Source organism: Pseudomonas sp. ERMR1:02, assembly GCF_002277815.1.
Taxonomy (GTDB): Bacteria; Pseudomonadota; Gammaproteobacteria; order Pseudomonadales; family Pseudomonadaceae; genus Aquipseudomonas.
Map to the genome: position 1 here is coordinate 143,206 of NZ_NKJI01000014.1, position 21,503 is coordinate 164,708.

The 21,503-nt window shown below is 53.0% G+C and carries 15 protein-coding genes and 11 pseudogenes; 15 read left to right on the plus strand and 11 right to left on the minus strand.

Annotation, left to right across the window (positions count from 1 at the left end; translation table 11 throughout):
* Nucleotides 1–52: 52 nt before the first annotated feature.
* Complete coding sequence (locus tag CES87_RS22625; protein ID WP_128607855.1) at nt 53–1,708, plus strand: arylsulfatase; 1,656 nt, start codon at nt 53–55, stop codon at nt 1,706–1,708.
* A gap of 380 nt (nt 1,709–2,088) precedes the next feature.
* On the opposite strand, the gene CES87_RS22630 is transcribed toward CES87_RS22625, so the two are convergent.
* The 3 genes and pseudogenes from CES87_RS22630 to CES87_RS22645 form a co-directional block, all read right to left on the minus strand.
* Nucleotides 2,089–2,529, minus strand: coding sequence for a nuclear transport factor 2 family protein (locus CES87_RS22630; RefSeq protein ID WP_128607856.1), 441 nt, complete (start codon nt 2,527–2,529; stop codon nt 2,089–2,091).
* Between the two features lie 436 nt (nt 2,530–2,965).
* Nucleotides 2,966–3,805, minus strand: a complete 840-nt coding sequence (locus CES87_RS22635; protein ID WP_218196365.1) for an alpha/beta fold hydrolase — start codon at nt 3,803–3,805, stop codon at nt 2,966–2,968.
* Nucleotides 3,806–4,160: 355 nt separating this feature from the next.
* Nucleotides 4,161–5,396 (minus strand): annotated as a pseudogene (locus tag CES87_RS22645) (gallate dioxygenase).
* Nucleotides 5,397–6,222: 826 nt separating this feature from the next.
* Between CES87_RS22645 and CES87_RS33505 the strand changes: the two are divergent.
* Together CES87_RS33505 and CES87_RS22650 are read left to right on the plus strand one after the other, a co-directional pair.
* Nucleotides 6,223–6,342: pseudogene (locus tag CES87_RS33505) on the plus strand (GntR family transcriptional regulator); the annotation flags it as partial.
* A 15-nt stretch (nt 6,343–6,357) separates the two neighbouring features.
* On the plus strand, nt 6,358–6,819 hold the full coding sequence (locus CES87_RS22650) for an FCD domain-containing protein (protein ID WP_256591051.1): 462 nt from the start codon (nt 6,358–6,360) through the stop codon (nt 6,817–6,819).
* A 246-nt stretch (nt 6,820–7,065) separates the two neighbouring features.
* Here the strand turns inward: CES87_RS22650 and CES87_RS22660 are convergent, their stop codons facing one another.
* Nucleotides 7,066–8,268, minus strand: a complete 1,203-nt coding sequence (locus tag CES87_RS22660) for a LysR substrate-binding domain-containing protein (protein ID WP_128607859.1) — start codon at nt 8,266–8,268, stop codon at nt 7,066–7,068.
* A 135-nt stretch (nt 8,269–8,403) separates the two neighbouring features.
* Between CES87_RS22660 and galB the strand changes: the two are divergent.
* The 5 genes and pseudogenes from galB to fdhA all read left to right on the plus strand — a co-directional run bounded on the left by galB (nt 8,404) and on the right by fdhA (nt 13,115).
* A pseudogene (gene galB, locus CES87_RS22665) lies at nt 8,404–9,140 on the plus strand (4-oxalmesaconate hydratase).
* On the plus strand, nt 9,137–9,850 hold the full coding sequence (locus tag CES87_RS22670; protein WP_128607860.1) for a 4-carboxy-4-hydroxy-2-oxoadipate aldolase/oxaloacetate decarboxylase: 714 nt from the start codon (nt 9,137–9,139) through the stop codon (nt 9,848–9,850). The pseudogene galB and the gene CES87_RS22670 overlap by 4 nt, the downstream one beginning before the upstream one ends.
* A 2-nt stretch (nt 9,851–9,852) precedes the next feature.
* Nucleotides 9,853–10,946, plus strand: a pseudogene (locus CES87_RS22675) (4-oxalomesaconate tautomerase).
* A gap of 26 nt (nt 10,947–10,972) precedes the next feature.
* A complete protein-coding gene (locus CES87_RS22680; RefSeq protein ID WP_256591044.1) occupies nt 10,973–11,866 on the plus strand; it encodes an NAD(P)-dependent oxidoreductase in 894 nt (297 codons plus the stop codon).
* A gap of 50 nt (nt 11,867–11,916) precedes the next feature.
* A pseudogene (gene fdhA, locus CES87_RS22685) lies at nt 11,917–13,115 on the plus strand (formaldehyde dehydrogenase, glutathione-independent).
* A gap of 9 nt (nt 13,116–13,124) precedes the next feature.
* On the opposite strand, the gene CES87_RS33510 reads toward fdhA, so the two are convergent.
* Nucleotides 13,125–13,526, minus strand: a complete 402-nt coding sequence (locus CES87_RS33510) for a hypothetical protein (RefSeq protein ID WP_256591045.1) — start codon at nt 13,524–13,526, stop codon at nt 13,125–13,127.
* A gap of 236 nt (nt 13,527–13,762) precedes the next feature.
* Between CES87_RS33510 and CES87_RS34510 the strand changes: the two are divergent.
* Both CES87_RS34510 and CES87_RS22700 read left to right on the plus strand, forming a co-directional pair.
* Nucleotides 13,763–14,165, plus strand: a pseudogene (locus tag CES87_RS34510) (DUF3597 domain-containing protein).
* A gap of 263 nt (nt 14,166–14,428) precedes the next feature.
* Entirely contained in the window at nt 14,429–14,848 is a 420-nt protein-coding gene (locus CES87_RS22700; protein WP_256591046.1) for a VOC family protein, read from the plus strand.
* Between the two features lie 115 nt (nt 14,849–14,963).
* Here the strand turns inward: CES87_RS22700 and CES87_RS22705 are convergent, their stop codons facing one another.
* The gene (locus CES87_RS22705; RefSeq protein ID WP_218196367.1) at nt 14,964–15,185 is read right to left on the minus strand and encodes a DUF2934 domain-containing protein; all 222 of its coding nucleotides are present in this window, start codon (nt 15,183–15,185) and stop codon (nt 14,964–14,966) included.
* Between the two features lie 291 nt (nt 15,186–15,476).
* Here CES87_RS22705 and CES87_RS33520 point away from each other — a divergent pair, with 291 nt between their 5' ends.
* Together CES87_RS33520 and CES87_RS33525 are read left to right on the plus strand one after the other, a co-directional pair.
* Entirely contained in the window at nt 15,477–15,923 is a 447-nt protein-coding gene (locus CES87_RS33520) for a hypothetical protein (RefSeq protein ID WP_256591047.1), read from the plus strand.
* Complete coding sequence (locus CES87_RS33525) at nt 15,910–16,185, plus strand: hypothetical protein (RefSeq protein WP_256591048.1); 276 nt, start codon at nt 15,910–15,912, stop codon at nt 16,183–16,185. The genes CES87_RS33520 and CES87_RS33525 overlap by 14 nt, the downstream gene beginning before the upstream one ends.
* A 7-nt stretch (nt 16,186–16,192) precedes the next feature.
* On the opposite strand, the pseudogene CES87_RS22715 reads toward CES87_RS33525, so the two are convergent.
* The 3 genes and pseudogenes from CES87_RS22715 to CES87_RS22725 form a co-directional block, all read right to left on the minus strand.
* Nucleotides 16,193–16,518: pseudogene (locus CES87_RS22715) on the minus strand (hypothetical protein).
* Between the two features lie 212 nt (nt 16,519–16,730).
* Nucleotides 16,731–17,122: pseudogene (locus CES87_RS33530) on the minus strand (GFA family protein).
* Between the two features lie 82 nt (nt 17,123–17,204).
* On the minus strand, nt 17,205–17,450 hold the full coding sequence (locus CES87_RS22725; RefSeq protein WP_128607863.1) for a hypothetical protein: 246 nt from the start codon (nt 17,448–17,450) through the stop codon (nt 17,205–17,207).
* Nucleotides 17,451–17,854: 404 nt separating this feature from the next.
* Between CES87_RS22725 and CES87_RS22730 the strand changes: the two genes are divergently transcribed.
* Both CES87_RS22730 and CES87_RS22735 read left to right on the plus strand, forming a co-directional pair.
* Complete coding sequence (locus tag CES87_RS22730) at nt 17,855–18,079, plus strand: hypothetical protein (RefSeq protein ID WP_128607864.1); 225 nt, start codon at nt 17,855–17,857, stop codon at nt 18,077–18,079.
* A gap of 72 nt (nt 18,080–18,151) precedes the next feature.
* On the plus strand, nt 18,152–18,517 hold the full coding sequence (locus CES87_RS22735; RefSeq protein WP_128607865.1) for a histone-like nucleoid-structuring protein, MvaT/MvaU family: 366 nt from the start codon (nt 18,152–18,154) through the stop codon (nt 18,515–18,517).
* A 124-nt stretch (nt 18,518–18,641) separates the two neighbouring features.
* Here CES87_RS22735 and CES87_RS22740 read toward each other — a convergent pair.
* Nucleotides 18,642–19,001, minus strand: a pseudogene (locus CES87_RS22740) (transposase); the annotation flags it as partial.
* Here CES87_RS22740 and CES87_RS34090 point away from each other — a divergent pair.
* Nucleotides 18,993–19,376: pseudogene (locus CES87_RS34090) on the plus strand (GGDEF domain-containing protein); the annotation flags it as partial. The pseudogenes CES87_RS22740 and CES87_RS34090 overlap by 9 nt on opposite strands.
* Before the next feature lie 187 nt (nt 19,377–19,563).
* Here the strand turns inward: CES87_RS34090 and CES87_RS22750 are convergent.
* A pseudogene (locus CES87_RS22750) lies at nt 19,564–21,503 on the minus strand (putative bifunctional diguanylate cyclase/phosphodiesterase); the annotation flags it as partial.

Below are 21,503 nucleotides of genomic sequence, written 5' to 3' on the forward strand. Positions count from 1 at the left end.
CTGATTCTTTGACAGTTTGCGATGCGGCCTGAACATATCAAGAGAGGTTTCAATGCGTATCAACCGTGTAATCCAAGTGTTGCTGTTCGGGCTGCTTAGCACAGGAAATGCAGTGGCTGCAACCAGCGCGCAACCAAATATCCTGCTGATTTTAGCTGATGACCTGGGCTATTCCGATCTGGGCGTTTTTGGTGGAGAGATCAATACCCCAAGTCTGGACGCCCTAGCCAATACTAATCTGCAATTGACCAATATGTACGCATCCCCCACATGTTCTCCAACCCGTTCGATGCTGATGTCAGGCACTGACAACCACTTGGCCGGTTTGGGGTCTATGGCTGAGGGTCTACAGCCGTTTCAACAGGGCAAGCCGGGTTACGAGGGTTTTCTCAATCAGCGCTCCTACTCCATGGCGCAGTTGCTACAAGAGGGTGGCTATCACACGCTGATGGTCGGTAAGTGGCACCTCGGTATGCAGCCTGAGCAGGGACCGGCTGCACGCGGTTTTGAGTATTCGTTTACGTTGCTTGACGGCGGCGGCTCACATTTCAAACCCTCGATTGATGAACCCAGCAAGATCGAGCAACTGAGCTACCGCGAGGACGGCAAGCCGGTGGAGTTGCCGGATAATTTTTATTCGACGGATTTCTACACCGATAAACTGCTCAGCTACATAAAAGAGAGCAGCAAAGACGGCAAACCGTTTTTTGCGTACGCCGCGTATACATCGCCGCATTGGCCGTTGCAGGCACCGGATGCCTACCTGGATAAATATAAGGGCCGGTACGACGGAGGTTACGATAGCGTGCGTACTGCCCGTATCGAGCGCATGAAGAAAACCGGCGTGCTACCAGCCAACTTCGAAGCAGCCAAACCGATCCCGACCAATCCGCATCTACCCGCGTGGGAACAGCTCACTGCTGAGCAGAAGCAGGTGGAAGCGCGCAAGATGGAAATCTACGCGGCGATGGTCGACAACCTTGACCATAACGTTGGTCGCCTGCTGGACTACTTGAGAGAAAGTGGCCAGTACGACAACACCCTGATTATATTTATGTCGGACAACGGCGCGGCCGGGGAAAATCACAGTCAGTGGTATCCCAGTGGGAAACACACCGACAACAGCCTGGCAAATTTGGGCCGACCACATTCGGAAGTTGATTACGGCATTCGCTGGGCTGAAGTAAGTGCCGCACCTTTCCATCTTTTCAAGGGCACCACGGCGGAAGGGGGCATCAGCGTTCCGGCCATTGTCAAACTGCCTTTGGCTGAGGCACGGCAGGCGAGAGTCGACGGCGTCGCCCGGGTTGACGATTTGTTACCAACCTTCCTGGCGGCGGCGGGTCTACCGTTACCTACTGTTAACCCGGAGAAAAATCCGGTAACTGGCACTTCAATGCTGCCAATGCTGACGGGTACACAGGCTGCGGACAAACAAATACGGGTAATGGCCGGCGAGCTCTTTGGCAATGCCTACTATCGTGAAGGCAACTTGAAGCTACTAGGTATGCGTCCGCGAGTGGGGCTTGGTGATGCACCACAGCCTCCCAAATGGACCTTGTATGACTTAACTCGAGACCGTGGTGAAAACACCGATGTTGCGTCTCAGCAACCGGAACAGGTGCAGCGATTGCTTAACGCTTGGCAGGGGTATGCCGAGCAAGTTGGCGTAGTCTTCCCACCAGTTGTACAAGCGATATCTGAGTAATGATCCAAAGAGCGAAATTCCCAGGTTGTAGGCATTCATGAGCGGCTTGGGTATGGGTTTGGTGTGCGTCAATGTACACCTACAGATGCAATCCTGACGAAGCTTCGCTCCAATCAACCTATAACTGTTACTTGATTGGTAGCCCGCCCATACTCCAACGCCGCGGCTAGGCTGCACTTTGTCGGTGCTCCCTATAGAGTAAGACTGAGTGCGCTTTTGCATGCGAGACCCTGAAAGACTTGCAATCAAGCTCCTGTGATTTTGAGGCTTGATTATCTCAGATATAAATGTATCGCCATGACTGAGGTCTCGGCTCAACACTCCCCCAGTAACCAAGCGGGATTCACGCTTCGAACCCCTTGTCAGTCGATTTAATGATACTATGCAGAAATTTTTAAACAAATACTGCCGGCTCGCTCGCTGAAGAGCCAAATTCCTTCTTGAAGTATTAGGGTGTCGTTGAATGTGCCTATCAGGTGGGGAGGAGATGCCACCGCAGTAGATAAATTTCCCGCCGCTGAACAAACCAACAATATATTACTGCTAGCTTTAGCCTCAGTTTCAGAGACGAGTTCGACCACGGTATTACATACAAAATGAGTGCTTACCCTGGATGGGCGGGATTTGAAAGCATCTAATATGGCTAGTCGTCCTTTAACAGGTGTCTCAGGGCTGCTCGGTCTGATAAACACGCCGTCATCAGTGAAAAGCTCAACAAGCGCTGCATAATCGCCGGCGTCATTGAGAGTTGCGAATTTTTTGATTTGGCGTTCACACGCATGCTCGGCCAGCATTCGATCTATTGGGGTTACTGTGTACATTTGAATCTCCGTAATGGAATCGTCTATTTAGAAAACATGAGTTAGCCGAATAAACACTCTCTCATCAAACTTATAGCCACCATCAACCTCTAAATTTCGTTCGTAAAGCCTAGTGATGTTTTGTGGCTTGTTGGAGCGCGTAGGTGAGCAAATGTTGCAAAACATATGTTAAATCGTATTCTAATGATCTTTTATTAATTGCAAATTTGATATTGTCATCGTAGAAGGGGCGAGCGATTATGCTTTCATTCGGGTACATGGCGTATCAGGGCCATGTTCGGGGATGAACATCTCTTGTCTTGCGCTGAGAGAAAACATTACAGTTGTTTAATCATATTTAACTCACTTCTATTTTTGTTTGAGATTATTAGCGCTTAGGTAGTATGCTTTTTACACGAAGATCTTAAGTCAAACAAATACAGATACATTGTAGGTACTAGTTGGTATGTAAAAGCCATTCTCGCATCGCTGTGCTTACAGCTATCGGAGCCTCATAGGGAGCCATATGCCCACTTCGCTCAAAAATGACTAATCGAGATCTTTCAATAGCGAGGGCCATTAATTCGTGCTGAGCTATATTGCTCCAAGTGTCCTCCCGTCCGACTCCGATCAATGTTGGGCATTGGATCGAGGCGAGTCCCAAGCTAGCATCGGGGCGATTCAGAAGAGCGCGGATCTGCCCCTCAAACGTCTCAAGGCTCATACTGCACACCATTGTTTTCAAGGGATCGAGTAACGAAGCATTTGAAACGTTCTCCGGACTCATCATTGGAGGGAGCCACTGGCTTGCGAGGGCCTCCATACCATGCTCGCGAGCCAGATCAAGCAGTTTTTGGCGAGCTTCTTTCTCGCCAGCTTTAACCGGGTGGGAACCGGTATCAAAAAGAGCTAGCCTTTCTACCCGATGGGGGGCCAGACGGACTATTTCTAGCGCCACCCGTGCGCCCATAGAATGTCCCGCTAGCGCAAAGACCTCCGGTGTCTGGCTCAGAACATGCTCAGCCATGGCGCTTAAATTATCAAAACCCTGGAAATCCAGTGCGTATATATCGCGTATGCCTTTCAAAGCATCTATTTGAGCTTGCCAGACTGTTTGATCGCACAACAGGCCGGATAATAAGTATAACGCCGGTTTCATATTTTCTGCCTTCAAGTTGTCTTTATTCAGTTTTGGGATAGCTCTGCAGCCCCAGGGCCACTCGTAACGTCGTCTTCTTTGAACATGACTAAGTGCCAGTACCAAAATGTTACTTAGCCAAGGCCTTTCCTTCGCCATTTACATTCCCGCTAAAAATAAACCGGAGATCGCCCTTATCCGACCCACGCTTATAGTTAAACCGGTTCATATGCTTAGTAACGTCGCTGGAACGAATTTAAGGGACCTAATCGGATTCAACCTTTGTTATGCAGCCGTCACCTGCCCATTCTGGGTCATCAAACCCACCGAGATCGGGAATCAAACCGGGATCTGCCAAAGCGGGCCAACTGCGGTACAGCACGATGTCCCTTGGCCGCAGATCGTGTGCATCAGAAGATGTCGACCAACCTCTGCATTCCAAACGGCTAGATACCATGCGTTGTTGGAAAAGGTTTGATTTGTACTGTTAAAGTTCATATTAGGCCCCTACTGTTCAACGCATTTCGGGGACAAGTCGCGTCTTAAGAAAGTCTTCAAGAGATTCACCGCGCATAATCGCGTACACCTGCATATTGCTCAGCTTCACAACGCGGGCAAATTTTTCAACAACGAAAAAATTGGCCCCGTATTGGACGAGGCTCAACCAATCCCGACAACGAACCATTTCTTTTTCTGCTTCTGTCAAGCCAGCATCCGCCATGAGCTTTTCCTCGTCTTCAAGAAAGCGCTCCCGCCACTTTGGCGTAATCATGTTCCAGAAAAAACGGTTGAGCTTTAGCGTCTTACTGCTTACACGTAAGTCAAAGACATAGGTGCCGCCGAGTTCTTGCATTCCAATAACTTGTGGATTCATTTGAGCTCCTCAAGCAACCGACTTTGAGTCAGTCGTCACGCTAACAGGTTCATAAAGTACGACTGTCATGGCGGTGGTCGTAGCCAGATAATAATTCTGGTGAATCTTGCGCACAGGTCCTTCAACTGCACCCCGCATCGCCAGCCACATGATCTGCTCTACACTCTCGGCACCGCCTAGTCGGACGTAATCGGCGTGCGTCATAAGAGTTAACTGTTGAGGGTCGTGCTCCAAAAGCTCCAGGAACTCCATATCCCACTCGGTGTTGTTGAATCCGGTACGCTCACCATGAATCTGATGTGACAGTCCGCCCGTTCCCACTACTACGACATTTAAATCTTCTGGGTAGGACTCAACGGCTCGACGAATGGCTTGACCCAATCGATAGCAACGTTGCGCGGTCGGCAATGGGTACTGCAGAACATTGATTGCTACCGGTACCACTACCCCTGGCCAGTCGGGATCATGTGGCCACAAAAGCGGTAACGGGGCCGCGCACCCATGATCGATCGGTTTGTCCTGGAAGACTGTAATATCGATTTCATCATTCACGAGCGATTCGGCAATGTGAGCTTGGAGCGCAACGTTTCCGCGAATCGGTGGTAGCGGTCTCAGGCCCGCACCTTCGTCCGCAATCTGAAAGCTTTCCCCCACACCCAACGCAAACGTTGGGTACATATCAAAGAAGAAAGTCGTGCAATGGTCGTTATAAAAAAAAACCAGGACGTCGACTTCTTTCTCTTTTAACCAAGATGCGACAGGCTTGTAGCCTTCAAACAGTGGTTTCCATGCGGGATCATCCTGCTTTCCTTTGTCGTAGGCGAGTCCGATAGTAGGCACATGCGATGTGCCAATCGCGCCAATGATCTTAGCCATTATATTTCTCCTGGAACGGTGTTCTGGTTGTGAGCATTTTTAGCTTCTACCGCTGGCTAAATGATGCAGGTTGCGGCGTATGAGATGCCCGCCTTATCTAGGGCTAAGTTGACGTCGAATTGCGTATCGGCATCTTTCTGAACGACTTCTGATATCAACTTCAAGGCATCGACATCTTTCAAGTAGGCCTGTTCTGAGGCCTTTTATCATGAAGGCGTCGACTTCAACATCGGGATGTTTCAAGTCGCGGGAATTGAACCCCCGGTAGTGAATTGTGTTGTTTGTTTCGGGAGTGATTACATGCGAAACGTTGAAGCGATACTGACTCGGGCCGCCTGGGTCAGGCTGGTGGACGACAGTTCGAGCAAACGCAAAATGCATTGCTGGAGGAACAAATCGAGCTTCTGATAGGTGACCCCAACCGTCATTGGAGACCAACAGGTATTCGTTAACACGACGGGTTAGTCGGCGGATGCCTCCGACCAGAACGTTAAGCATCGGACTATGCACGGGTCAGCTCCTGATTGTTTTGTTTTCTCGTTGGGATCCCATAGTCGGAATTAGTGCAAATAATTCAGGAAAAATGTGTTTGTTGGGATCCGATACTAGGTTTTACTCGTGCTTGAGTCAATCTACTGGCAAAGTATTTTTTCGTTGGGATCCCAAACACAAAGGCCTTGGATTCCGGGTAAACTTGAGCAGTCACCATTGCACCATGGGCGCCATTCCATATGTCAAACACCGCTGAGTTAAGCCCTTCGCTCCAAAAGCAACACTCTCTTGCAGCCCGCAAAATTCGAGAATTGATCCTTAGGGGACGCTCGCGCCTGGAGAAAGGCTTACGGAAGCTGCTATATCGGAACGGCTTGGTCTATCACGTACACCAGTGAGACAGGCCCTGCCTACTTTGGCGCAGGACGGGTTGCTCGTTCCGGTTGGAAAAAGAGGTTACGCCGTCAAAGTGTTCACTCATGACGAGAGCTTGGTCGCGCTGGAAGCGCGTGCTGTCCTCGAAGGCATGGCTGCTCGCATTGCCGCTGAGAAAGGCCTGACAGACGAATTGAGTCAAGCATTTCAAGCCTGCCTTGAGGAGGGCGATCGAATTGTTCATCAGCTGCATATAAACGAAGAGGTTGAGCAGGCATACGGCACGATGAACTACCGTTTCCATGAGTTAATCCTGCAGGCTGCTGGAAAACCGCTCCTTGAGGAACTCGTCGCTCGTTGCCACTCCGTTCCTTTTGTGCACCCTTCGGTGATGACGTTTAACGACCCAAACTTAAGTTTGAGAAAAGACGAGTTGATCTATGCGCACCGTCAGCATCACTCAATTGTTGAGGCACTGCGCAGGCGTGAAACAACCAGGGTAGAGATGTTACTGAGGGAGCATGCTGCAATCCAACGACACAGTATGAATCTTTAAACTATCCAAGGTGGCTCTGTTGTGCGGACGGCAATTCTCACTGCATCGCTCACTGATCTGTCAATGACAATCCTTGATAGAGGCGACTCAGCTGAGTGATTTCTTTCTGCTGGGGAAGCTGGGTGCGGTTGTCAGTTGTCGGTTGTCCAACCTGCACATTTCCGCTGCCATGAAGGGCTTGTCGTTAGAAGACTTGCAGAAGACCCGCAATCCGGGTCACGTCTTCGGTAGCTGGGAAGAAGTAGATCAGGGCGCTTGTTGGACCACCGCTCGGATCTGCTGAATCAATGCCTCCGCTGCTGGAGAATGCAAGCCATTGGTTCGGTAGATAAGGCCTATGGGGCGGTTGGTGTCGTGCAGTTGCAGTTGTAAGCGCTGTAACTCTTCTGAAGCAATTTCGTGTTCAAGCTGATGCTCGGAGACCACCGCAAGCATGTCCGAGCGCAGCAGTAATCCGCGGATGATTGCCAGATCGCCCGTTTCTACAACCGGTTCGGGAGACTTGTCGCCCAAGCGTTCAAAATGGGCATCCATTATCAGCCTGGCAGGTGTATTGGCTCGAGGTAATATCCACTGTGAGTTGCTCAGGTCATTCGCCGTGACGTGCTTTCCTGATAAAGGATGCCCCCTCCGGACCAACACCACCATTTCTTCTGTCAACAATTCCTCGCCATGAAGATCATTGGCATAGCCCGAGGGCCTCAATGCCCCAAACACAAAATCAACATCGCCGGCGCGGAGTTCCATCGCCAGTAGATTGAAAGGGCTTTCGTTAGTCGCGACTCGAACTCCGGGATGATTGCTGATCAACTGCACAATGGCTTGTGGAAGTATTCGGGTGCGTCCTAGCGGCAGAGCCCCCACCGTCACCGTTCCTTGCAGGGAACCCTTGAGTGCGGCGATGTCGGCGTCGATATGCCGGAGCTCATTAAGGGCTCGACGAATCGGGTAGAGGATCTCCTGGCTCGCTCGAGTCGGTCGCAAACCACGGGCAGTGCGCTCGAACAGGACTTTGCCGGTACCGCTCTCGAGTATTTTCAGCGCGCTGCTGATCGCTGGTTGAGAGAACCCAAACGCATTGGCCACAGTCCGCATGTGCTGCGTTTCGCACAGTTTGACGAAAATTTCCAGGCGTCGGGTGTACAGCAGGTAAAGCTGTTCATGCACGGTTACTGGCGGCTGGCCGAGCATCGCTGGGATCACTGCGAGCTCGGCCAATATCCGCCTTGCCCGGGGCAGGATACATTTTCCGTAGGCTGTTAAAAGCATGCCATTGGCATGTCGCTCGAACAGTTGCACGCCCAGCCGTGCTTCCAGGTCATGGACCGAGCGAGTCACCACCGATTGAGCACGCAACAACACTTCCGATGCACGAGACACGCTTCCATGGTCCGCTACCCTAATAAAGGTCCGGATTTGCATCAAGTGAGGTAATTCAATCGCGGACATTCAAAAACTCTTTCGCTTCAGACAGGCATTCGACAAGCCGATAAGTAAAAAGTATAGCGTTGTAATTCAAACGCATTAGTCGCTTCCAGGTAGCTGTGACAGCATTCTCTTAAATAAGAGAGGGGTCAACAGAACATGAGTGACATTAGCGAAAAGGCCGCATTGGTCGTCAGCGCCCATTCCGCGGACTTCGTGTGGCGTGCCGGTGGTTCCATCGCACTGCATGTCGAGCAAGGTTATGGGTCCATATCGTCTGCCTGTCCTTCGGCGAGCGAGGCGAGTCCGCAAAGCTTTGGCGCAAGGGCGAAATGACTGAAAGTAAGGTCAAGGCCGCTCGGCGAGAAGAGGCCCAGGCTGCCGCCGACATTCTCGGTGCTACGATCGAATTCTTCGACATCGGCGACTACCCGATGCGCGCCGATAAAGAAACCCTATTTCGCCTGGCCGACGTGTTCCGCCGCGTGCAACCAGAGTTCGTCCTCAGTCACTCCTTGAAAGACCCCTATAACTACGACCACCCTCTGGCCATCCACTTGACCCAGGAAGCGCGGATCGTCGCCCAAGCTGAGGGCTATAAGCCAGGCGAGAAAATCGTTGGAGCGCCACCGGTGTACAGCTTCGAACCGCATCAGCCTGAACAGTGCGATTGGAAGCCTGATGTTCTGCTGAACATTACCGAGGTTTGGGATAAGAAGTACGCCGCCATCCAATGCATGGCCGGTCAGGAACACCTGTGGGAGTACTACACCCGGGTGGCCTTGCAGAGGGGCGTGCAGGCAAAGCGCAACATCGGAATCACCTCGAAGAAAGACATCGTTTACGCCGAGGGTTACCAGAGCATATTTCCACGAGTCACGGAGAATTTGGGATGAGCCTTGTCGGTAGGACTGCTGTAGTCGTGCGCAACATTGAGCGCGCCGACAGCGTGCTGATCCATGAGCTGAGCCAATACGGCGTCGCTACGGTTCACGAGTCTCAAGGTCGAAAGGGACTGCTGTCGTCATCGATACGACCGATCCAGCGAGATATCGCCATTAGCGGTTCCGCTGTAACAGTGTTGGTCGCCCCCGGCGATAACTGGATGTTCCATGTGGCCGTGGAGCAATGCAAACCGGGCGATATCCTGGTGGTTGCGCCGAGTTCGCCATGCAGCGATGGCTTTTTCGGCGACCTGTTGGCTACCTCGCTGAAAGCTCGTGGCGTACGCGGCCTGATTCTGGACGCTGGTGTGCGAGATACCAAAACCCTGAGGGAAATGGGCTTTTGGGTCTGGTCCCGCGCCGTACATGCCCAAGGCACCATCAAGGAAACCCTTGGGTCGGTGAATATTCCCGTTGTGTGCGCAGGTCAACTTGTCAATCCCGGTGACGTGGTGCTGGCCGACGATGATGGTGTGGTGATTGTGCGGCGTGAAGAGCTGCCGGCAGTGATCGAGGCCAGTCGCAAGCGCGCTGACCTCGAAGAGCAAAAACGCCTGCGCCTGGCGAGCGGTGAGTTGGGCTTGGACATTTACAACATGCGCCTGCGCCTGGAAGAGAAGGGGCTGAGGTACTACGACAGCCTCGATCAACTGGAGGGCTGAATATGGGCCAGACTCGCATTCCATGTCTGATGATGCGCGGTGGCACCTCCAAAGGGGCTTACTTCCTGGCTGAGGATCTGCCGGCTGAGCAGAACGTGCGCGATAAAGTTTTACTGGCAGCCATGGGCTCGCCTGATCCGCGGCAAATCGATGGTGTGGGTAGTGCTGATTCGTTGACCAGCAAAGTGGCGATCATCCGTCGCTCAGAGCGTCCAGGGTCGACGTTGACTACCTGTTTGCTCAGGTGGTAGTGGGCCAGCCGCTGGTCGACTACGGTCAGAACTGCGGCAACATCCTGGCTGGTGTTGGACCCTTCACTCTGGAGCGTGGGCTGGTTCCGGCCCAAGGCGAGGTAACGCGGGTTCGGATATTCATGGAGAACACCGGTCAGACTGCCACGGCTATTGTCCATACTCCGAATGGAGAGGTTAGTTATCACGGTGAAGCTAGCATCGATGGCGTGCCCGGCACTGCGGCTCCGGTGATCGTCGAGTTCGACGATATCGCCGGTTCCAGTTGCGGTGCCTTATTGCCCACCGGGAACGTGCTCGACCGTTTCGATGGCGTCGATGTAACCTGCATCGATAACGGCATGCCGGTGGTTCTGATGCGTGCTGCCGACTTGGGGCGCAGTGGCTATGAAAGCCGTGAACAGCTAGATGTTGATGAAGAGCTCAAGGCCCGTATCGAATCGATTCGTTTGCAAGCCGGCCCCTTGATGAACTTGGGTGACGTAAGTCAACGTAGTGTGCCGAAAATGTGTTTGATTGCCGAACCCATTGCGGGAGGCGCTATCGGCTGTCGCAGTTTCATTCCCCATAAATGTCATGCATCGATTGGCGTATTTGGCGCCGTGAGTGTGGCGTCGGCATGTTTGATCGCCGGCTCAGTAACTCAAGGCGTGGCTCGTGTCCCGACCGGTGAACATTTACGGTTATCCGTGGAGCATCCAACCGGTGAATTCACTGTGGAGTTGCATTTGGACAATGGTTCGCTAGTCGGCTGTGGGCTGTTGCGTACTTCAAGATTGCTGTTCGACGGTCAGGTTTGCATACCCCATTCTGTTTGGTCGGGCAAGGCTACTGGTAACAAATAATGACCACCTCGATTGATAGCGTTGGCTTGATCGGCTTTGGTGAGGTTGGCGCAATTATCGGCCAGGATCTGGCCGCTCAGGGCGTGAGAGTAATGGCCTTTGATCGGTTGATTGAAGATCCCGAACGTCGCGTGGCTCTTCAGGAAAAAGCTCGGATCTGTGGCGTAATCCTAATGGAGTCACTTGAACGCACTATCGACCATGTTCCTTTGATCATCAGTGCAGTGACCGCTGGTTGCGCCTTAGAGGTGGCTAGAGCCATAGCAACCCGACATCCCCATGGGCAACTGTTTGTGGACCTCAACTCGGTATCGCCCCGAACCAAACAATTGGCCGGTGAAGCTATCGAAGGCAGTGGTGGCCATTACATCGACGCGGCGGTGATGGCGCCGGTGCCGCCTCAACGCTTGAAGACGCCGATTTTGCTGGGGGGCGGGCAGGCACGTGCCCTGGTGGGTGCGCTGCAGCCGTTGGGGTTCAATGTGCGAGCATTTTCCGACAAGGTCGGTGTGGCCTCAGCAGTGAAAATGTGCCGCAGTGTAATGATCAAGGGCTTGGAGGCATTGACCACGGAGTGTCTTTCCGCTGCCCGGCAATACGGTGTCGAGAAACCAGTGCTCGAGTCGTTGCACCAAAGTTTTCCGAGCATGGGTTGGAATGCAGACCTTCCCCATTATCTGATCAGCCGCGTTGCGGAACACGGTCGTCGTCGCTCTGAAGAAATGATCGAAGTGGCCAAGGCCGTCGAGGAGTTTGGTATACCGCCGCGCATGAGCCAGGCCATAGCAGCAGTGCAGGCGGGGATGCTAGACGCCATGGATGAGGCAGAAATTCAGTATTGCGACATGGTGCCTTTCGACTGGACCTATCTGGTTGATGCCTTATATGGCGAGCATGTCGATCCACAGCAAAAGTCTTAATGCATTGCCCCCCATTTCAGCGGGGCCTATTCACCTGAGGAAAAACAAGAATGATCGAAAATCGTGGAGTCGTATATCTCGGCGGGGGCAAAGTCGAGGTCCAATCGATAAGCTACCCGAAAATGCAGGACCCGCGTGGTCGCAAGATTGAGCACGGTGTGATCCTGCGCGTGGTGTCCACGAACATCTGTGGTTCGGACCAGCACATGGTACGCGGTCGTACCACTGCTCAGACCGGTCTGGTGCTGGGTCACGAGATTACCGGTGAAGTGATCGAGAAGGGCAGTGACGTCGAGAACCTGAAAATCGGCGATCTGGTCTCTGTACCGTTCAACGTTGCTTGCGGTCGCTGCCGTTCCTGCAAAGAGATGCACACCGGTGTCTGCCTCAGCGTTAACCCGGCGCGTCCGGGCGGTGCTTACGGTTATGTCGACATGGGCGACTGGACCGGTGGCCAATCTGAGTACGCCATGGTGCCGTATGCCGACTTCAACCTGCTGAAACTCCCGGATCGCGATCGTGCCATGGAGAAAATACGTGACCTGACCTGCCTCTCCGACATCCTCCCGACCGGTTACCACGGCGCAGTGACCGCCGGCGTTGGCCCGGGCAGCACGGTGTACATCGCCGGTGCCGGCCCGGTTGGCCTGGCGGCTGCCGCTTCCGCTCGCCTGTTGGGCGCCGCGGTTGTGATCATTGGTGACGTCAACCCGATCCGCCTGGCGCACGCGAAGGCTCAGGGTTTCGAAATCGCTGACCTGTCAACAGATACCCCTCTGCACGAACAGATCGCTGCATTGTTGGGGAACCAGAAGTCGATTGCGCCGTCGACGCCGTAGGCTTCGAAGCGCGCGGTCACGGCCATGACGGCGTGAAACACGAAGCGCCGGCTACCGTACTCAACTCGTTGATGGGCGTGGTTCGTGTGGCCGGTAAGATCGGAATTCCGGGCCTTTACGTCACCGAAGATCCAGGTGCAGTGGATGCCGCCGCAAAACTTGGCAGCCTGAGCATTCGCTTCGGTCTGGGCTGGGCGAAATCCCACAGCTTCCACACTGGGCAGACGCCGGTGATGAAGTACAACCGCCAGTTGATGCAGGCGATCATGTGGGATCGTATTCATATTGCCGACATCGTTGGAGTGGAGGTCATCAGTCTGGATGACGCACCACGTGGCTACGGCGAGTTTGATGCGGGCGTGCCGAAGAAGTTTGTGATTGATCCGCACAAGATGTTCAGCGCGGCATAAGCGTTCAATTCAATATTGAGAGCTTAGAGTTTTGGAGAGATCCCCCTGCTGATTGGCAGCACGTGTATCCAGCTCATCGTCTCGCAGGTGAGCTGTTTTTTTGCATGTGAACGTGAAGACACGGCGACTGCCTTGGCCGACTGTGGGTTCTGGCCGGAAACGACTTCGCGGTCTTCGATTACGTTCTTGGCCGCCGCCGAGGAAACCTTTGGCCTGCTCCTCTTCCGCGTCGGTGAAGGCGGTAACTTGGTAGCCCTTGTAAATCCGATTGGCTGGCGCTGTTGGCTGTTTGCCTGATTCCAGCGCGAAGACAAAATTTTGCGCGTCCGTGATCGCCGGCACCATGGCTATGGTGCCATGGCAGATGAAGCACCCGCCGCGCTTTTCCAGAATTGACGTAGGGGCGCGCACTTCGATTTTTTGTCAGCGTTTTTACACACTCTGGGCCGTTCTCTGCCGGTCATTACCACGATTTTTGCTGGTCAAATCCGATGCAAATGACTGGTTAGGTCGAATGCAAATGGGTGGGCAAGTCCGTGCAATCGCGCAGCTGGGAAGAGCGATAAAACTCTATCGGAAGGCCGGGGGTCATCCATAGGTATCCAATGCCATCAGGGCGTTGGCAGCTAAATCCTAGGAGTACTCTCATGAGCTTGTTCTGCACGATATTGGAAAAACTAGGGTTTGCTAATTACGCAGCCCCGTCAGCTGAGGCTGCTCCGTCTACTCCCGTCAATGGCGCATCCCCGGCTCACCCCAGACGGCACCTTCCACTTCTACAGCTGCGATTAGCGAAGTAGATGTAGCCTCAAAACTGGAAACGTTGGCCAGCCAGCACGGAGAGCAATTGAATTGGCATACGTCGATTGTAGATTTACTCAAACTGTTGAACATCGACAGTAGCTTGTCCGCTAGAAAAGAGCTTGCTGCTGAATTGCACTACACAGGTTCACTGAGGACGCTGCAGCGATGAACGTCTAGCTTCATTCCGCAGTCATGAAAAAGCTGGCAGACAATGGCGGTAAGGGTCCTGCGGATTTGCTGGATTAGATTTCCGGGAAGCCTTGCACTGAACACCTGCCTAGTCGACGAGTCTGTACACGGCAGACGCGCCCATCATCCTCTTATTCGAACGAGAAACATCCCTGACCTTCAGCCACGCTTAGCTAACTCCGCGCACGTGCCTGGGTTACCGCCTTCTCCTGCATAGCTACTGCAGTGATTTTGATGGGTGCGCGTGTGTGCAGACGGGAGGCCGACTGGTGCGCCAAAGCGAGAACTGACACAGGCTGGGGAATGGAACTCACTGTGCATTGGAATACCACTTCGAGGACGAAATGATGCTCAGCTATTTATTCATAGGTGCCAATGATGTCGAAGATTCTGCTCACTTCTACAACGCTATTCTTTCGCCACTCGGATATGCAAAGGAGCGCTCCGAAGGACATTACTGTTTCTCGCTACCCGATACGGTAGATAAGTCCAATGGGCCGGGAAGCATCCACATCGCCAAGCCTTTCAATGGCCAACCTGCGTCTGCTGGCAACGGCGTCATGCCTGCTTTTCAGGCATGTTCTCGGAGTAAGGTGGATGAGGTACATGCGGCTGGCCTTGCCCATGGTGGGCAGGAGGAGGGTAAGCCGGGTATCAGAGAGGCCTACACCGATGACTTCTATGTCGCGTACCTTCGCGATCCGGTGGGAAACAAGATCGCCGTATTTTACAAAGGCTGACTGGCACCTCGATCAAAGCAAGAATAGCTAGACTACCGCATTACGAAGCGCGACATAGGAGGGAGAGCTTTCGATGGAAGAGAATCCAATAGTGTCCTTTCATACCGTACTGACTTTACCGTCCGTTCCTGGTTTTTGCTTTTCCGCCCGAGCCCGAATTTTCTCCAGAGGAGTGAGGTCGTTTGTTGCTTGTTTTCATCGGAAAAGATGAGTCGTCAGAATCGTCTTCGCCGACCGTTTGTTCAGCAGTGTACCAGTGTTCAAGATCTTGTCCCTGCGGCTTTCCTTGCTTTTCCCAAAGCCGGTAGGCGGCTTCTCGTATTTTTTGCTCATCCATTTCGTCTCCTCCTGTTTCCACGAAATTCATTAGGGGCGAAATGGAAGAAAGCGTCGCCTCCTAATTTTGTTCAGGATTAATAATAGTTGTCATAACAAGCTTGGTTAGGCCTGTTGATCGCAAGTCTCGGTATTTATAAGCCAATTACGGCCAGAGTTTTGATGGGTACCTGTTCAAGTGGCGCAACGCCTGGCGCGGGCCTAAACCGCGCTTCGTCGCCTAAACCTAGCTTGTGATGGCTGACTAGACTACTGTTCATATGTCCAGTAGTGATTCAGCGAATTCCTGTCCATGAATTTCGATCAGGCCAAAGTCCTCAGACTTCAGCAATGGCGTTCAACCCTTGATGATCATGATTTCCGTATGGAGAACCCAGAGGTACACCGGCAAACCCTCCGCGCCATGGCCGCCACTCTAACGTCCGAAGGACTCATCGATGAGCTCCAATGCTTCGACATGTGCGAGTTGGCGGATGCCGCTTATTGGCACACTGTAGAAGCGTTGATTGACGCTCCAGCCCGTTACTGCGGTGCATCCGCCTATCAGGTTGTGAGACATGGCAGTTCAGAGGTGCTGGGGATGGTAAGACGGTCGATTTTTACTACAAAAGTACGCTCGCTGACGCCAGCAAATCGACCTACGACGGAAGATTTATCGGGATGCGGAAGGCGCGAATATAATCTTCAGTTCATCAGGAGTTATTGCGAGGATCACAGGACTGACGATGGTGCTGCCTGACGGGCATCAATACGAGCTCGTCGAAACCGGACGTACTATCGACGGCATTGCTCTCGAGCCCGTGGATGATCCTGATATCTTCCGTGCCCTGATCGATAACGGCCTGGTAGCTCAAGAGTGTCGCGACCTGCACTCGTTCGAAAAGTTACGCCCGTTGATAGAACTCGCCAAATTTTGTGTTTGCCCCACATGTCTTGATCGTTTCGATTCCCGAGAAGACTGTACCGCGTGTAATGGCCAAGGTTTTGTGGCGAAACTTTAGCGGTGGGTCAATGACTGGCATTGATACTCAGGGAGTGAAACCACTCTGCATATGGGTGTTGGAAATTTGTCGTCTATTGAAATCAGGGCTGCCATCGTCCCACCAAACAGGCCCGCGCTCCCCTAGCGCTACCTTGGCCTTCTGAACCTTTGCTCTTACTGCCAACAATTGCTCAGGATCATCCGAAGCTTTCGCGGCCTTTACCTCACGACGCGCTGCCATGAGGTCATCTACCAAGCGTTGCCGCTCATCCGCAGGTAGTAATGGATTGCTACAACGCCATAGCTGCCCTTTGACTACGAAGTATCGACCATCGGGTGTAATCGGATTCATTCAATACGCCCCATGACCTTCTTGCGTTTCGCAGGACTTTCCCCAGCAACATCGATGTGAGTGGGCTGATCGTCTGTCGTTTTTAAAGCTGCGAGATGACATCGCAGAAATTGGGATTGCTGACTACTATCGCTGACGCGACCGGCGAGATTCCTAAATCATGAGCACAGAACGTTGAGATTGGCAGAATGCTGTCATGGCTCAGCACAGGCTTAGGGCGAGGGCCAAGGCCCGCCATCCGCAACGGGTATGTCGTCTAAGTCGTACGGATTCACACCTTCTAAGCAGGCGACGTTGAATCCGAATTCCTTTGGGTTAGTGCTTCGTCTGTGATGGGTGTAGATGCCGCAGTTTCCACAAAAAAGTGTTCTGCCACGCGATCGCCAAACTGATATTTCATCAACGCAGCTTCCCCTCGCATGACCTTTAAATCCGATGCAGAGACTGCCGCTACGATGGCGCCTTTGCGCTTGCAGAACGAGCAATCACAGCGATGAGGCGTTGGGACGCCGTTGGGCAAATGGACTTCCAGAATGACGGCGCCGCAATGGCAACTGGCTCGATGATGAGTGTGGATTTTTGCGTTCCCGATTTGCTTTAGCATGGGTCACCCTCAGCGCATTGTTAAAAGAAAGCTTGCGCCGCAATCGAGTTAGCAGACATCCAATGGGAGCTAAGGACGCTGACTAACGAACCTTTGGCGTCACAATCTCGCGTTTGATTTCGGCTGCCTTGCGATTGAGCTCCTCGGCATCTTGTTCTTTCACTCTGGTGGACGAAGGTGTGATGGTTTTATCAACACCTTTGGTGTCACTGTTTGCATCGTCTAAATCTCTTTCGACTACATTCACCGTGTTGCCCGATGTATCGGTGGGTGGCGCATTCGAAGGCGATTTTGATTCATTTTGTTGATCACGGTCAGCGGTGCTCATCTTTCATACCTCCATTGGGTTTCACATTGGAGGTGGCGAAAACGGGTGGAGTTCGACATTTCTTTGCATGTGTTTTGGCAATCTGAAACTCACCGAACCGGACTACTGTTTTTTGCCGCTCGAAACGATCGCCCGTTTCGCGCCGCACGCTCTAGGCACCCGCAGCGTCACGACACATACCTTCGCGACCGTCAGGCGTTACGGGATTCAGTTCGTGACATCGGTGGGCACAGCCCATGCTGAGGTCCCTTGTGCGGCACATTCTTTCACCACGTCATTGAGAGCCGCCTCGTCGCGCGCCCCCCAACTACACGGGCGCCTTGGCGTGCAAATGCGTGCGCGCCTGCACGGCCTATACCGATCAAACTTCCCAAATACATATGACTAACACTGGAGCAAATCTATTGCCCAACGCCCACTACAGTCTCGGCAGTTGGTGTGAGACTTGGGATGCCAATGGTGTTTGCAACTGGAACTCAAGTATCGGCCTTTTTGGCGTCTATCCATGGGTGGAAAAAAAGACAAAACGCTATGGGGTAATCTTTGTGTATCAACGTGATGATGCCTTCCGTTTGTGGCCAGAGAGAGAAAGCATTCGCGACGCGTTTTTGACTGCGTATGAGCTATGAAAACTAACTACAGCTAATCCAAGTCGATGATTTTGGTGTAACGTTAGAACACTAATCACGAAGAGATTTCTCATGTCAAAACTTGCCGAATTCCGCCAACTAGAAAAGCACTTAGCCGAACAGCTTCAAGCCCTGGAAGCGCTTAAGGGTGATGCTGGCCTCAAGCAGGAAATTGAATTCGAAACCAAGCTCCGCGCATTGCTTGCCAAATACGGCTACAGCTTGAAGGACATTATCAATCTGCTAAATCCGCAAGCCGGTCGTCGCGCTCCCGCAGTCCAATCGCAATCGGGCGCACGCAAGCCACGCCAGCTTAAGGTCTACAAAAATCCGGAATCTGGCGAAGTCGTAGAAACCAAAGGTGGCAACCACAAAACTCTGAAAGAATGGAAAGAGAAATACGGTTCCGACACCGTCGAGTCCTGGCTGACAAAGTGAGTTTGGTTTGAGTACAAGGGGCCCTTCCAGACTGTGTGAAAACGCACTGATGGTGGTTCTGGCAAACGCCCCGACTTGTTCGGGGCGTTTGCTTTTGTGCGCACAGCAGACCAAAAAGGGCGTTTCAGCCCATCAACTCCATCAGATGGCGTGCGCCGAGCACGTTAATCGCTCTTTTCAGGTTATAGGCGCTCAGCGCCAGGGCCATTTCGGCCCTCGTGCCTTCGAGTTGTCGCAGCAAGAATCGAGCATTCCCAAATAGCCACTGTTTGAGGTTGCCGAAGGGGGGCTCCACGATGGATCTTAGGTTGACCATCATTTCGGGATGCGCCTCCATTCGCTCCATTCGCTCCATTCGCTCCATTCGCTCCATTCGCTCGAAAGCCTCTTCGTGAGCATGACGTGAGACGTATCGGCGCCGTGCCTCGGTGCATTGCGTTTTCAGCGGGCAATCGGTGCAGTCGCTGATCGCCGCCTGGTAGATATCGATCACTTCAAGCAATTTAATGATCAGTACGGTCACCAGTTAGGTGATCGCGTGCTGCAACACGTTGGTCAGGTGTTGCGTAACTTGCTACCACCGCACGCCAGGCGGCCCGCTATGGCGGTTAAGAGTTTTGCGTGATCTTGAAGGGTTGCGCCGATCTCGAAACTGTCCATGCGTTCGCTGAGCAACTGCGCTTGAAAATCCAGTCGTTGCGGATAAGGGGTCGTAGCAGCGACAAAATGCTCGACACGATTACGGCGTCCTTCGGTTTCGCACTCTTCGAGGCTGGCGACAACCTGGAAACGCTGCAGACTCGGGCCGATAATGCGCTCTCAAGCCAAGCGCAATGGACGCAATCAGGTGCATCGGTAATACGACCATCCCATAGAGAGTTGTCGCTCGCCCAAAAATTGACCTTCGATTAAAAGAAGCGAGGCCGGGGCGAGGAGGGTGCTTTGCCCAGAGAAAACGCCGCATCACTCACCGCTCGGGCAGGGAGAGCAATAGAATCTGTTTTAATCTGCGAACATCTTCTAACACCTTTCTTTCATAGGGGTGTTTACGATGCGCTCGGTTGCGCCATTGCGCTGGGCTTGCTTAAAAACATAAGGCCTTCACTCTCGATTTTTACAGTGTTCGTCGTTAGTAGGCGCTCGAACTCGATCAGCGGCATTGGCCGGCCGAACAGGTAGCCTTGGAAGCTCCGGCAGCCGAGCTCCAGCAGAGCGATGTGTTGCTCATGATTCTCCACCCCTTCGGCAATCACCTCGAGCTGCAGACTACTGGCCAATGCACAGATGGCTCGGATAATTGCAAGACTGTTTGAATCACCTGGCAGCTCGCGAACAAAAGACTGGTCGATCTTCAATTGATCTAGCGATACTTGCTGCAAGTAGGCCAGCGACGAGTAACCAGTGCCAAGTCGTCGATTGAGAAGCGAATTCCCTGCGCCTTGAGTTCACATATGCGAGCAATGGCACCTCGCAAGTCGTCAAGCAGTAGCGTCTCGGTAAGCTCAAGTTTCAGTCTGTGCGGGTCTGCGCCAGTTCGCTCCAAAATCTGAAGCACTCGATCGACAAAGTTTGTCTGATAGAGGAGCGTGCACTTAGGTTGACGGACAAACTGAGCGATGCCGTAGCCGACCGGTGGTGCCACAACGCTAGCTGATGGCAAGCCTTCTGCAGCATTTGCAAATCCAGCGTCTCAATCAAGCCGGCGTGCTCAGCCACCTCAACAAAGGCAGCTGGACTAAGCAGGCCGCGTTGAGGGTGTTGCCAGCGTGCCAATACTTCAGCGCCAACCAGGCGACCTGTGTCATCTAGCTGCGGCTGCAGGTAGGGGATGAACTCTTCGGACACTAGCCCCGACGGATGTCCTGTTCCAGGTTCAGGCGCTCGTTAACGGCCTCCTGCATGCGCGGATCGAAGAACCGCACAGTATGCTTACCCGCAGCTTTAGCCTCGTACATCGACAGGTCAGCGCGTTGCATGAGTTCATCTATTGAACAAGACCTGTCGTTGAACAGTGTTACGCCGATACTCGCACTGCTGCGCAGTTCTAGTCCGTCAATTTGGTAAGGTGCGGCCAGAGTCGCTAGCAATGATGTAGTGACGTGCTTGGCCTGCATAGCAGCCTGCTCTGGTTGCTTGTTGAGATGCTCAAGCAGCACCACGAACTCATCGCCGCCAAGGCGTGCCACTGTGTCTCTCACCCGCACTGCGCCGTTGAGCCGTGCAGCGGCTAGGCACAAGACCTTGTCACCAATTTGATGCCCATGCAGATCATTGATGTTCTTAAACCCATCTAGGTCGAGAAACATCAGCGCCGCACACTCACCATTACGCACACAACCATCCAACGCGTGCTGCAAGCGATCGAGGAGAAGGCTCCGATTGGGTAGGTTTGTCAGTCCATCAAAAAAGGCAAGGCGCTGGATACGCTCCTCGGCCGCCTTACGCTCGGATGTATCGTCAATGGATGCAACATAATTGATAACCTGGCCCTGGGTATTTCGCACCGCGCTGATTGACAGCCATTCGGGGAAAATTTCTCCGTTTTTACGCCGATTCCAGATTTCGCTTGCCAGCGATCGACCGCCCTGAGCTGTTGCCACATGCTCTGATAAAACTCCAGGCTCTGGTGTCCAGAGCTGAGCAGGCTGGTTCGCTGTCCAACAGCTTCCTCGCGACTGTAACCGGTTATGGTACTGAAGGCCTGATTGACTCGCAGAATGCGATTGAACTCGTCGGTGATAATCATGCCTGCTGCGTTTCAAAAGCGGCGGCTGCGATGCGCAATTCATGTTCGTCGTCGACCCGCTGCGTTACATCGCGGGCGAGTATCACCACCGCCTGCTTACCATTGAGTTGAATATCCAGACGCTGGGCATGACCCTCAAGTACCTTCATGCCCTCTGCACTTGCAGTGTGTATTCGATGAGTTGCGGGCTATCACTGGCCAGGGTCTGCCGTATGAAGTCCATAAAACGCTCTGCTTCGC